The sequence below is a fragment of the Streptomyces sp. NBC_00569 genome, from assembly GCF_036345255.1.
Classification (GTDB): Bacteria; Actinomycetota; Actinomycetes; order Streptomycetales; family Streptomycetaceae; genus Streptomyces.
In genome coordinates this window covers 3,032,351-3,045,527 of the sequence record NZ_CP107783.1, presented here as the reverse complement: position 1 = coordinate 3,045,527, position 13,177 = coordinate 3,032,351, and the positions used below count along the sequence as shown (strand labels likewise).

The following is a 13,177-nucleotide window of genomic DNA, read 5'->3' as shown; positions in this document are numbered from 1 at the left end:
AGTGTCCGGGAGTCTGCTCGACGCCGGCGCCGTGATCGGCTGCCCGCACGGCGGCCGGGTCACCGCCGCCACCACACCCTCCGGCGGCGTACGCATCGGGGGAGCGGCCGTCGCGACGGCCGCTCACGCGTACGTCGTCACCGGTTGCCCGCACACCCAGGACGGTGTGCACAAGCCCTGCGTCTCGGTCCGCTGGACCGCCGACGACGCCGGCATCACCGTCGACGGCGCATCCGTGCTGCTCGACACCTCCGCGGCCCAGTGCTTCACCGCGGCGTTCGTGCCGCAGGGGCCGCCCGTCGTCCAGGCCGCACAGCGAAAGGTGACCGTCCGATGAGCCCGACGAGCCGGGGAACCCGCCCGCGCAGCGACATCGCGTTCCCCTTCCGTGCCGACCGCCGGGGGCGCACCGCGCACGCCGCCCATGGAGAGCACGTCCACGACCTGATCGAGCAACTGCTGTTCACCAGCCCCGGCGAGCGGGTCATGCGCCCCGACTTCGGCTGCGGGCTCCTCGATCTGGTCTTCGCCCCGAACAGCCCCGAACTCGTCAGCACGCTCGAACTGTCCGTGCAGGCCTCGCTCCAGCGCTGGCTCGGCGACCTCATCGACGTGGTGGCCCTCGACGTGGAGAGCACCGACGACGCCGTCCGGGTCCACCTGTCGTACGTCCTGCGCGCCACCGGAACCCGCGCGGACGACGTCTTCGAAGGGAGGGCGGCGTGACCACCGGTACCACCACCTCCCGCCGCGTCAAGGTAAGAGCCGCTCAGCTCAACGGAGTCGACTGCGTCGAGGTCGGTGACGACGGGCTGCTGCTCACCGTCCTGTTCCTCGGCAAGGCGCCCCACGGCCTGGGACCGGAGAACGTCCGTGTCGACGGCGGCCGCCGGATCACCGGCATCACCGCCGTCGATGTGAGTGTCGAACGTGAGGAGGATCCCGAGCTCGACGACCGGCTCTACGTCACCCTCGACCGGGCCGGAGACACCTCGGAGTACGTGTTCTCGCTCGTCGAGACCGACCCGTACGGCCGCCCGGGAACCGAGCCCTTCCGCGGTTTCGACCAGCGCTACCACCGCGCGTCCTTCTCCTTCCTGCCGGACTGCCCGACCCCCTTCGACTGCAAGGAGGCCGAGCCCCAGGAGACGGACTTCCCGGACGCGCCCGTCATCGACTACACCGCCCGCGACTACGACACCATCCGCAAGCTCCTCCTGGACCGGCTCGCGCTCACCACCCCCGACCGGGTCGAGCGCAACCCCGCCGACCTGGGCGTCACGCTCGTCGAACTGCTCGCGTACACCGGCGACCAGATCAGCTACCAGCAGGACGCGGTCGCCACCGAGGCCTACCTGGACACCGCGCGCCGCCGGGTCTCCGTGCGGCGGCACGTCCGGCTCATCGACTACGCGATGCACGACGGCTGCACCGCGCGCGCCTACGTCACGGTGCAGACCGCCGGCGACACCACGCTCGCGCCGGGCACCTTCCGCTTCGCCTCCGTCGACGTCCGCACGCTCGACCCGCACGACCGGCCCGAGCCCGGCACGGTCATCGACGAGAACGACCTCGGCGACCTGGACGAGCGCGGCTCGGTCGAGGTCTTCGAACCGGTCGTCGCCGCCGACCCGTTGGAACTGAAGGTCGCGCACAACAGGATCCGGCTGTGGACCTGGGGCGGCGAGGTGTGCACCCTGCCCACGGGCGCCACCTCAGCCACCCTGCGCGACGAGTGGGACGACCCGGAGACCTGCCGGGAGCGCCGGCTCGCCCTCAGCCCCGGAGACGTACTGGTCCTGGAGGAGGTGAAGGGTCCACGCACCGGCACCCCCGGCGACGCCGATCCCCGCCACCGCCAGGCCGTGCGTCTCACCTCCGTCACCCCGGGCGTCGACCGCATCGAGGACCAGCCGGTCCTGGAGGTCACCTGGGCCGCCGAGGACGCCCTGCGCTTCCCGCTCTGCCTCACCACGCGCGGCGGCCGAGACTGCCTGCCCGTCGAGGACGTGACCCTGGCCCGCGGCAACGTCGTCCTCGTCGACCACGGCCGCACCCTCACCGGACTGCCCCCAACGTCCACCGTGCCGCCCGAGCCGGCCGTCGTCGCCCCCTGCGATCCTCCCGCCTTCGGCTGCTACGACCGTAAGGAGGGCAACGCACCCGCCCGGCTCGTCAACTCCCTCACGGACACGGCGGAGAGCGGCGAGGCGCTGCGGCCCGACGACGTCCGCGAGCTGTTCGAGGTCGTCGGCGAGGCGGCGACCGTACGCGCCGGACTCGGCCTGGAGCGCGCCGGGCAGCGGCACGAACGCGTCGTGCCCGGCACGGCGTACGCCCAGACGGCCGCCCTGCGCACCCTGCTCGCGCAGTCCGTCTACCCGGGCATCGCGCCCCGCTTCCGCCCGGTGCTCGGACGGTCCCCGGTCGTCCAGGCGGTGCCCTTCCCGGACGCACAGGCCGTGGCCGCCGGACAGGCCGAGCGGATCGCCGCCATTCCGGGGCGGGTGCGGCAGCGGCTCGTCGAGCTGTGGCGCAGCGCCCGCGACCGCGACGGGCTCGCCGACGGCGAGATCGCCGAACTCACCCTGATCTACGGCCTGAAGGTCGTCGAACGGTACGAACTGCGGGCGCACCCCGTCCGCGCTCTGCGCGAACTCCTTCACAGGAACGACGAGTTACTCGACACCAAGCTGCGCCGGGTGGCGGTTCTCGCGTCCCGGGCCCGTGCGGGCGCGGTTCTCGACGGACACATCGCCTGGGAGATCGCGCACAGCTGGGGACCGGCGTACGCGGCAGGACTGCACCCCGACGAGCCCGTGCTGCGGGGATCCGCGGCCGCCGCGCTCGGCCAGGACCCGCGCAGGGCGCTGCCCGCCGTACACGTCGAGGACGGTGATCTGACCTGGACGCCCCGCCGCGACCTGCTCCACAGCGGGCCCCGCGACCGGCACTTCGTCGGGGAGCTGGAGGACGACGGCCGTGTCGCCCTGCGCTTCGGCGACGGCCGGCACGGCGCCAGGCCGACGCCGGGCAGCCGGCTCGCCCTGCGCTACCGGCTCGGCGGCGGCATCGCCGGCAACGTCGGCGCGGAGGCCATCAACCACCTGGTCATCCAGAGCGACTGCGAACAGCCGCGGGCCACCGTGGTCCGCAACCCGCTGCCCGCCACCGGCGGGGTCGAGCCCGAACCCGTCGAGCAGGCACGCCAGTTGGCCCCGCTCGACCTGCGCCGCACCCGCCTGCGCGCGGTCACCGCCGAGGACTACGCGGACCTCGCCCGCGCCCTGCCGGGTGTGCAGCGGGCCGCGGCGGAGATCCGCTGGACCGGCAGCGTCCAGGAGGCCCATGTCGCGATCGACGCCTACGGCAGCGCGGAGCCGCCGGCCGAGCTGCTCGCCCGCGTCGAGCAGTCCCTGGAGGCGTACCGGCGCATCGGCCACGACCTCGTGGTCGGCCCCGCCCGCCCGGTGCCGATCGAGATCGCGCTGAGCGTGTGCGTCACGCCCGGCCATCAGCAGGGGCAGGTGCTGGCCGAGCTGTACCGCGTCCTCGGCAGCGGCCGCCTCTCCGGCGGACGGCTCGGGTTCTTCCACCCGGACGCGCTGACCTTCGGCGAGCCCGTCCGCCTGAGCCGCCTGATCGCCGTCGCCGCGGCCGTGCCGGGCGTGCGGGACGTCCAGGTCGACCGTTTCCGGCGACTGTTCGAGCAGGACCGAGGAGAGAGGGAGGACGGCGTGCTGCGGCTCGGCCCGCTGGAGATCGCCGCGTGCGACAACGACCCGGACCGGCCGGAGAACGGCCACCTGGCGATATCCCTGGGAGGTGCCCCCGATGACCGCCTCTGAAGAGTGCGCCTGCGGCTGCCGCGGCGGCCACGACGAGCGTCTCGCGCCCGCCCCGCCGCACAACCCGCCCGGCCGCACCGCCCTCGATTACCGCGTCGGTGAGTACGGCTCGTTCCTGGCCGCCCTGCTCGACCGGCTCGCCTCACCGGCGTACCCGGCGCTCGGCGGTCTGACCGTCCGTACCCCCGACGACCCGGCGATCGGCCTCCTCGACGCCACCGCCGTCCTCGGTGACCTGCTCACGTTCCACTCGGAGCGGATCGCCGACGAGGCCTACCTCCGTACGGCGGGGGAGCACCGGTCGCTGGTGCTGCTGGGGCGGCTCGTCGGCCACCGCCCGCGGCCCGGTGTCGCCGCCACCACCCACCTCGCGTACACCCTCGAACGTGACCCGCGTGCCGAGGCGCTGCCCGTGCTGATCCCGCGCGGCGCGCGCACCCACGGCGTGCCCGCCTCCGCCGACGAGGAGTCCGTGACCTTCGAGACCGGCCGGGACCTCACGGCCCGCTGGGACTGGAACGAGCTGAAGGTGCGCAGGCGCCGGCCGTCCCTGGTCACCCCGGAGGATCTGGAGCGCCGCTCCGAACTCTTCGTCGAAGGCACCGCGAACTCCCTGCAGACCGGCGACCAGCTGCTCTTCGTCTTCGGCGAACAGGCGGCCGGCGAACGGAAGTTGCTGCCCGTCGCAGGCGTACGCATCGACCGGGACGACGACCTCACGGCGATCTCCCTGCAGAAGTCGCCGCCGCCCACGCTGAAGGAGCTGGTCGACGAGGTGCGGCGGTGGACCGCCGAGCCCGCGGCGCCCGGGGAGCCGGGGGACGAGCCGCCTACGCCGCAGGTCCCGAACCCGCGGCCGGTGAGCCGGTTGATCGAGGACTTCGAGGACCAGGTGCTGGCCCCGCTCCGTGCGGCCCTGGACGACGTGAAGACACCCGGGAGCCTCGCGGCCTGCCTCGCGGAGCCCGTCGCCCGCCTCGGTGAGGCGCAAGTGCTCGCCGAACCGTGGCAGGACGTGGCGGCCTGGTTCGAGCGGCTGCAGGCGGTACTGGCCGAACTCGCCGAGCAGGCACGGGAACTGGCGCCGGCGACGAGCGCCGAGGGCGGCGCGGAGGCAAGCCGCCGGGCCGCGGCGCCGTCGGGGCTCGTCCCGCAGCTCCCCGCACCCTCGAAGGGCGACCCACGCGCCGCCGCCTACCAGGCGCTGTCCGCCGTACTTCCCGCCCTGCGTGCCACCGGTCCCGCCCCGGAAACCGGTGCTTCACGTCCCGGTCCCGACCCCGCCGCCGTCCTCGCGGCCCTCAATCCCGGCCTCTACCCGGCCTGGCGCAGGGCGGCGGCCGTCGCCCCCGGCAGCGCGCAGCTCCTGCGCGACCTGCTCGCGATGCGGGTCACCGCGGCCCCCTTCGGCGCCACGGCCCCGCTCAAGCCCGTCCAGGACGACAAGGGCCGGGTCATCCGCAGCGCGGACTGGCCGCTCACCGGGGCCGTACTGACCAGCCTGCGGGTCGTCCACGACACCGCGGGCAAGGCGCCGATCCGGGCGGAGTTCCAGTACGTCGAGGGCAACGGCTCCGACCAGCGGGCGGTGCCGCTGCCTCTCGCCGGGCAGATCTCCTTCACGCTGGGCCCCGGCCAGGTCGACCTGTCGACGCGCTCCGCCCAGGACCGCGACCTGAACCGGCTCACCTTCCCCCACTCCCGAACTCGTACGGGCGGGGTGACCCCCGCCGCCGACTCCCAGGAGCCCGGCGTCACCGCGCGCCTTCGCGACGGTCTGCCCGATTGCACCCTGTTCGTGTCCCGTCCGGACGAGGACGGCCTGATCCACGTCGGCATCCACAACGGCACCACGCAGGAGATCCCCCTGCGCCCGGGCACCACCCAGCAGGTCACCCACGGTGAGTACGAAGTGAGCCTGCGCTACGGGGTGGGCAGCAGCGAGCCCAAGGTCGAGATCGTCATCGCCGGCAGGCCCGAGTCCGTCGACCGGCGCGTGCTGCAGCTCGACACCGTCCACACCGGCATCACGGTCGGCAGCTGGGTCGCGATCCAGCGCCCCGCCAAGGGTGCCGAGGACGGCATACCCGGCGACGCCGAGCTCGCGTTCGTCACCACCCAGGTCGTCGCCGTGCGCACGGCGGCGTACAGCAACTACGGGATCACCGGCCGCGGCACCGAACTCACCCTCGCCGACCCCTGGCTGGACGAGTTCGACGTCCTGCTGTCGCACATCCGCGACACCACCGTGCACGCGGCGGGCGCGCCGCTGCGCCTGGCCGACGAGCCGCTCGGCGAGGAGGTCCACGGCAACGGGATCGAACTCGCCGAGCTGTACGACGGGCTGGGAGCCGGACGCACGCTCGTCGTGACCGGTGAGCGCAGCGACATCCCGGGGACGGTCGGCGTCACCGCCACCGAGGTCGTCACGATCGCCGCCGCCGACGCGACCGTGGACCCGCGACTGCCGGGGGACCGCGTCCACACCCACCTCACCCTGACCACCGACCTCGCCCACCGCTACCGCCGCGAGACGGTCCGCATCCTCGGAAACGTCGTCGAGGCCACCCACGGCGAGAGCAGGGAGGAGGCCATCGGCAGCGGCGACTCGGACCGCGTCAACCAGACGTTCGCCCTCTGGCAGTCCCCGCTCACCTGGCTTGCCGACGACAACCCCCTCGGGGCCACACCGGTGCTGGAGATCCGGGTCGACGGCGTCCTGTGGCACGAGGTCGACAGCCTTGCCGGACGCGGCCCGCGCGAACGGACCTACATCACCGGCACCGCCTCCGACGGCCGGACGACGGTCACCTTCGGCGACGGCGTGCACGGGGCGCGGCTGCCCAGCGGTCACGAGAACGTCCACGCCCGCTACCGCTTCGGCACCGGCAGGGCCGCCAACGTCCCTGCCGACCGCCTCACCCAGCCCCTCACCCGCCCGCTCGGCGTCACCGCCGTCACGAACCCCCGCCCGGCGACGGGCGGCGCCGACGCGGACGGCCCCGGCCTGACCCGCCGGACGGTCCCCCTGGCCGTGTCCGCCCTCGACCGGCTCGTCTCGGCGGCCGACTACGAGGACTTCGCCCGCTCCCGGGCAGGCATCGGACGGGCCGCCGCACGCGAACTCTTCGACGGGCGGCGGCGCGTGCTGCACGTGACGGTCGCGGGCACCGACGACGTGCCCCTGGACGCGGACAGCCGGGAATCAGCCACCCTGCGCGCCCTGCGCGGGGCGCTCACCGAGTACGGCGACGTCAACCTGCCCGTCCGCGTGGACGCGCGCGAGCTGGTCCTGCTGCTCGTCGCCGCCAGGGTGAAGGTCGCCCCGGACCACGCCTGGGAATTCGTCGAACCACGGCTGCGGCAGGTGTTGCTGCGCCGACTCGGCTACGAGGGAAGCGAGTTGGGGCGGCCCGCCCGGCTCTCCGACCTTCTCGCGGCGGCCCACACCGTGCCGGGTGTCGACTACGTCGACGTCGACGTCTTCAACGGCGTCCCCGCGTCCGCCACCCCGGAAGAGCTCGCCGAGCTGCTCGCCGACCCCGGCCCGCCGCGGCCGAGTGTTCCCGCGCGCGAGGCGACGTACGACGAGAAGATCCACACCGTCCGTGACGCGAACGGCGAGACCCTGTCGGCGGTCTGCGCGCGCCACGGCATTGCGCTCGCCGAACTCCTGCGCCTCAACCCGGACATCACCGACACCCGGCGCCTGGTGAAAGGCCGGTCGGTGTTCGTCTTCCGCGGCATCCGCCCCGCCCAGCTCGCCCTGCTGTCCCCGCGAGCCGTGGACACCCTGATCCTGACGGAGGTCAAGTGATGTCTGCGAACTCTTCGGATGTCCAGTTCGACCCGACAGCCCTCGCCGCGAACCGGGAGCCCGACGGCCTCGCCGCCCTGCTGCCCCGCTGGCACCTCCTGCGCGACGCCGAGGAGGGCGAGCCGCTGCGCGCGCTGCTGGCGGTCATCGCCGAGCAGCTCGACCGGGTCCGCGACGGCGTCGAGCAGGGCTACGAGGACCTGTTCGTGGAGACGGCCGCCCCCTGGGTGCTGCCGTACCTCGGCGACCTGGTCGGATACCGCACCCTGCCGGGCTACGAACGCGTCCTCACCGCGGGACTGCACGAGGGCGGGCGCGCCGCGCTGGCCGAGGCCGTCGCGCCGCGCGCTGACGTGGCGGCCACGGTCGCGGGCCGCCGCCGCAAGGGGACCCTGCACCTGCTGGAGGAGATCTCCGGGCAGGTCGCGGGCTGGCCCGCGCGGACTGTCGAGCTGTCGCGGCTGGTCGCTCATCACCAGTCGGTGAAGCTGTACCGGGACGCGGCCGCGGAGAGGGGCCGCCTCCTCGACCTCCGGGACGGCTCGGCGCTGGCGCTCGCCGGCGGCCCCTTCGACAGCACGGCCCGCACCGTCGACGTCCGCCGCGCCGACTCGTCCAAGACGCAGGGTGGTTGGACCCCGGCGGGTGTCGGCCTCTTCGTCTGGCGGCTCAGGGCGTACTCGCTGACGTCCTCTCCGGCGTACTGCATCGACCGCGCCCGCAACCTCTACACTTTCTCGATCCTCGGCCATGACAGCCCCCTGGTCACCGAACCGGTACCGGAGCCGTCGCCGACCCACATCGCCACGGCCGACAACGTCCCCGCGTTCATCACCCGCCGGCTGCTCCACGACCGCCTCCTCGACTACTACGGCCCCGGCAAGAGCTTCGTCGTCCGGCGCGACGGCGAGGACAAGCCCGTACCGCCGTCCGACATCGTGGTCACGGACCTGTCCGACTGGCGCTACCGGCCGAAGCGTGGTCAGGTCGCCGTCGACCCGGAGCTCGGGCGGATCGCGTTCGGTGCGCGCTCGGCGCCCCGGCAGGGCGTGTGGGTGGACTACCACTACGCGTCCGGCGCCGACATGGGCGGCGGCGAGTACGAGCGGCCCGACCGCGTGGACCGGCCCGACGCGGCGTTCTACCGGGTCGGCCCCGGACAGCCGTACCGGCAGATCATGGACGCGTACCGGGCCTGGCGGGACGACCGCCGCGCGGACCGCACGGGCCCCGACGGCATCATCGAGATCACGCACAGCGGCGCCTACCAGGAGCAGCTGGACTTCGACCTGGACCCCGGCGACCGGCTGGAGCTCCGGGCGGCCGAGGGCACGCGACCGGTGATGCGCCTGCTCGACTGGTACAGCAACCGGCCCGACGCTCTCAACATCCGTGCCGTGGACGACGATTGCGCGCCGCACGAGCGGCCGCGCATCGTCCTCGACGGGCTGCTGGTCGCCGGGCGCGGCATCAATGTCACCGGGCCGATGGGAGCCGTCGTCCTCCGGCACACCACCCTCGTACCCGGCTGGTCGCTGGAGCCCGAGTGCGAGCCGCACTCGCCCGACGAGCCCAGCATCGTCCTGGAACGCACCACCGCCTGCCTCCAGATCGAGCACAGCGTCCTCGGCACCATCGAGGTCATCGGTGACGAGGTCGGCGAGGACCCCCTCGACATCCACCTGCGCGACAGCATCCTGGACGCCACCGGCCACGACCGCGAGGCCCTCTCCGCGCCGGACTGCCGCCTCGCCCACGCCGTGCTGCACGCGCACCGCACGACCGTCATCGGCGAAGTCCACACGCACGCGGTGGAGATCGCCGAGAACTCGGTCTTCACGGGCAGGCTGCAGGTGGCCCGGCGCGGCATCGGCTGCCTGCGGTACTCGTACGTCCCCACCGGCTCGCGCACGCCACGACGGCACCGCTGCCGGCCCGATCTCACCCCGGGCGTACAGCCGTTGTTCGCCGCCGTGCGCTACGGGACTCCCTGGTACGGACAGTTGGCCGACGGCTGCCCCGAGGAGCTCCGGCGCGGCGCGGACGACGGCGCCGAGATGGGCGCCTTCCACGACCTGTACCGGCCGCAGCGCGAGGACGGTCTGCGCGCACGGCTCGCGGAGTACACGCCCGCGGGCACGGACGCCGGAATCTTCTTCGTGACATGAGCAGTGCCGCCGTACGACCCACCCGCACTTTCCTGAACCAGGGGGACCCCCTTCATGCACGCTGATCTCTCCCGTCTCACCTTCCACCCGGAGCGGCACTACTCCGCGGTCGTCGCCCAGCAGGGCCGCGTCCAGCTCGACGCCGACGCCAACGAGCAGACCGCGATCCAGCTCCACCGGGCCCGCACCCTGGCCGCGGACCTGATCGGCCGCTACGGCGGGCCGCGTGACGCGGCGGGCTTCCGCGTCGAGTACGTGGGCGGCAAGCACGACATCGACACCCTCTACATCCACGGCGGCCGCTACTACGTCGACGGCATCCTGCTCGACGCGGACCGCCCGGCGCCCGGCACGCCCGTGCCGGACGAGGACGCGGAGGCCGAGGACGCCGAGGACACGGCCACCGCGCCGTCGTACTGGACGTACTGGGACCAGCCCGACGCCTTCCGTGACCCGGAGAAGCCCGGCGACCGGCTGCCCTCGCCCGCGCAGTCGCCGTTCGTGGTCTACCTGAACGTGTGGGAGCGGTCGGTGAACGCGGCCGAGGACCCGGCGCTGAGGGAGGTCGCCCTGGGCGCGACGATGCCCGACACCGCCGCCCGAGTGAAGGTCGTCTGGCAGGTCCTGCCGCTGTCCCTCGCGGCGCTGGCGATCGAGGACGCCGACCCGTCGAAGGAGGTCGTCCGCGCGGCCTTCGACAAGTGGGCGCAGCGCCGGGCGGCAGCCACCGCCCGGCTGGCCGCCCGCAGCGAGCGGCCCGACCACGCCGACGAGGACCCGTGCCTGGTCAGGCCCGACGCCCGCTACCGCGGTCCGGAGAACCAGCTGTACCGGGTCGAGGTCCATGCCGGCGGCGAGGCGCAGGACGCCACCTTCAAGTGGTCCCGCGAGAACGGCTCGGTCGTCTTCCCGGTCGACGCGCTCGACGGCACCTGGGTGCAGCTGGCGTCCCTCGGCCATGACGACAAGCTCGACCTGGACGTCGGCGACTTCGTCGAGTTCACGGACACCGCCCATGCCTCCCGCCTGGAAGCCCTGCCCCTGCTGCGAGTGGAGGAACTCGACCTGCCGGGCCGCCGGGTCCGCCTGTCCGCCGAGCCCGAGCCGGGCGTCGGCCGGCTTCCTCACCTGCACCCGTTCGTGCGCCGCTGGGACCACCGCGAGGGCCCGAGGCGCAGGGGCCGTACCGCAGCCCTGAAGGGCGGCGCCGTCCCGGTCGCGGAGGGGGAGTGGCTGCCTCTGGAGGACGGTGTCGAGGTGTACTTCGCCAAGGGCGGCACCTACCGGACCGGCGACCACTGGCTCGTCCCCGCCCGCACCGCCACCGGCAGCGTCGAATGGCCGACGGACCCGGCGCGCCGCCCGCTGCTCCAGGGGCCCGCCGGTATCGCCCGCCACTTCGCCCCGCTGGCCCTGGTCAAGGGTGAGGAGAGCGCCGTCGACCTGCGCCTCGCCTTCGGACCGCTCGCGAACGGCATCCCGGCCGCGGACGAGGCGACCCTTGCGGCGGAGGAACAGGCACACCGTGAGGAGCTCGCGGCCGAGAGCCCCTCGCACGGGAGGTCGCAGACCACCGCAGCAGCGGAGTCCGCCGTGGAAGGAGACGAGTGATGGCCACACCTCTGAGCGCGTCCAAGCTGGTGGAGATCCTGCGTAAGGAGGGTCTGACGGTCCACGAGGTGCGCAACTGGCGCACGCACAACCGCAATACAAAGGGTCCCTGGGGCCCGGTGAACGGCGTGATGATCCACCACACCGTCACCTCGGGCACGGACGCCTCCGTGAACATCTGCTACAACGGCTACTCGGGCCTGCCGGGACCGCTGTGCCACGGCGTCATCGACAAGAAGGGCGAGATCCACCTCGTCGGCAACGGCCGTGCCAATCATGCGGGGCTGGGCGACAGCGACGTCCTGCGCGCCGTGGTCGACGAATCGAGACTGCCGCACGACAACGAGGCCGACACCGACGGCAACCGGCACTTCTACGGCTTCGAGTGCATCAACCTCGGCGACGGCAAGGACCCCTGGCCCGAGGCGCAGAAAGAGGCCATCGAGAAGGTGTCCGCCGCGATCTGCCGGCACTACGGCTGGAGCGAGCGGTCGGTCATCGGCCACAAGGAGTGGCAGCCGGGCAAGCAGGACCCGCGCGGCTTCACGATGGACGGCATGCGCAAGCGGATCGCCGACCGGCTCGCCGGGAAGTCCCAGGGTTCCGACCCGAAGCCCACGCCGTCCAAGCCGTCGCACGCCCCGTTTCCGGGCAGCGGCTTCTTCCACGACGGCCAGAAGTCCGCACTCATCACGGCCATGGGCCGCCGCCTGGTCGCCGAGGGCTGCGACCACTACGAGGAGGGGCCCAGCCCCGAGTGGACCGACGCCGACCGCAAGTCCTACAAGGCCTGGCAGCAGAAGCTCGGCTTCAAGGGCAAGGACGCGGACGGCATTCCGGGCAAGACCAGCTGGGACAAGCTGAAGGTCCCGGCGTCCTGAGAGCCGTCAGCGGGCGGGCTGCCCCGGACACCGACGCGGAGCAGCCCGCCTACGGCCGTCGTGCGCGCGGGAGAGGACAGAAGCGGCTGCCCCCTTCGGCCACGACGGTGTTCCCGGGGGCGATCTCCGTGAATCCGGCGTCCCGGACCACCGGCAGGCCGCTCGTGGTCAGCTCGGCCCAGCGGTCCGCGTCCGCGGTGCGCACGGAGAGCGGGAAACCGGCGTCGCGCCACTGCGCGCGCTGCTCGTCCGTCAGTTCCCACCACGCCAGCTGCGCGCCGTGGCCCACCTGGGCCATCGACTTGCCCGCCGTCATGCCGAGGTCGGGGCTCAGCCACAGGACGGGTGCCGTGCGGTCGGGCTCCGCCGGGGGCTCCGGGTCGTCCAGCTCCGTTCCCGACACCTGGAGCCGGGCCAGATCCTTGGGCCAGCCGTCGAGCGGGACCGGCGGGAACACCCGTACCTCGGCCGACTCGCCCGTCACCGTGATCCCGTCGAGCGCCTCCGCCCTGCGCCACTCCGCGCCGCGCGCCCGTCGCACCACCTTGCGGATCCGGGCGTCCTGCCAGTCGCGCATGACCTCTGCCCACTCGCCGTCCCCGGTCGCGCGCGGATCGGAGAGGATCACGAGGACGGCGCGGGCCGCCGTCTCCAGGGCGTCGGTGCGCGCCGGGGGAGCGGCCCGCTCGATACGCACCACGAGAGGCAGCACGAACTGCTGAGCCTCGTCGCGTACGGTCCGCTCGGACCGGAAGGGGCTGTCCTGCGGCACACCGGCGGAGGCGTCGGCGGCATCGTCAAGGAGGGTCTGGTCGTCACTGCTCACCGGACCAGTCTGCCAGGCGGAAGATC

Annotated in this window: 8 protein-coding genes; 7 read left to right on the top strand and 1 reads right to left on the bottom strand. The window is 73.4% G+C overall.

Going from position 1 to position 13,177, the window contains the following annotated elements:
• Position 1: 1 nt before the first annotated feature.
• The 7 genes from OHO83_RS13710 to OHO83_RS13680 are packed head-to-tail and all read left to right on the top strand — an operon-like array spanning position 2 to position 12,325.
• Positions 2-337: a hypothetical protein gene (locus OHO83_RS13710; RefSeq protein ID WP_266675064.1), complete on the top strand. Its 336-nt coding sequence runs from the start codon at positions 2-4 to the stop codon at positions 335-337.
• Positions 334-726: a GPW/gp25 family protein gene (locus OHO83_RS13705; RefSeq protein WP_266675065.1), complete on the top strand. Its 393-nt coding sequence runs from the start codon at positions 334-336 to the stop codon at positions 724-726. Before OHO83_RS13710 ends, OHO83_RS13705 begins: the two co-directional genes overlap by 4 nt.
• Positions 723-3,848, top strand: a complete 3,126-nt coding sequence (locus tag OHO83_RS13700) for a putative baseplate assembly protein (protein ID WP_330279540.1) — start codon at positions 723-725, stop codon at positions 3,846-3,848. Before OHO83_RS13705 ends, OHO83_RS13700 begins: the two co-directional genes overlap by 4 nt.
• Positions 3,835-7,665: a putative baseplate assembly protein gene (locus OHO83_RS13695; protein WP_330279539.1), complete on the top strand. Its 3,831-nt coding sequence runs from the start codon at positions 3,835-3,837 to the stop codon at positions 7,663-7,665. The genes OHO83_RS13700 and OHO83_RS13695 overlap by 14 nt, the downstream gene beginning before the upstream one ends.
• The gene (locus OHO83_RS13690) at positions 7,665-9,833 is read left to right on the top strand and encodes a hypothetical protein (protein ID WP_330279538.1); all 2,169 of its coding nucleotides are present in this window, start codon (positions 7,665-7,667) and stop codon (positions 9,831-9,833) included. The genes OHO83_RS13695 and OHO83_RS13690 overlap by 1 nt, the downstream gene beginning before the upstream one ends.
• Before the next feature lie 54 nt (positions 9,834-9,887).
• The gene (locus tag OHO83_RS13685; RefSeq protein ID WP_330279537.1) at positions 9,888-11,444 is read left to right on the top strand and encodes a DUF6519 domain-containing protein; all 1,557 of its coding nucleotides are present in this window, start codon (positions 9,888-9,890) and stop codon (positions 11,442-11,444) included.
• Positions 11,444-12,325 (top strand): peptidoglycan-binding protein, encoded by an 882-nt coding sequence (locus OHO83_RS13680; protein WP_266675070.1) that lies wholly within the window; start codon positions 11,444-11,446, stop codon positions 12,323-12,325. Before OHO83_RS13685 ends, OHO83_RS13680 begins: the two co-directional genes overlap by 1 nt.
• Positions 12,326-12,374: 49 nt before the next feature.
• Here the strand turns inward: OHO83_RS13680 and OHO83_RS13675 are convergent, their stop codons facing one another.
• The gene (locus OHO83_RS13675; RefSeq protein ID WP_389564412.1) at positions 12,375-13,151 is read right to left on the bottom strand and encodes an aminoacyl-tRNA hydrolase; all 777 of its coding nucleotides are present in this window, start codon (positions 13,149-13,151) and stop codon (positions 12,375-12,377) included.
• Between the last annotated feature and the right edge of the window lie 26 nt (positions 13,152-13,177).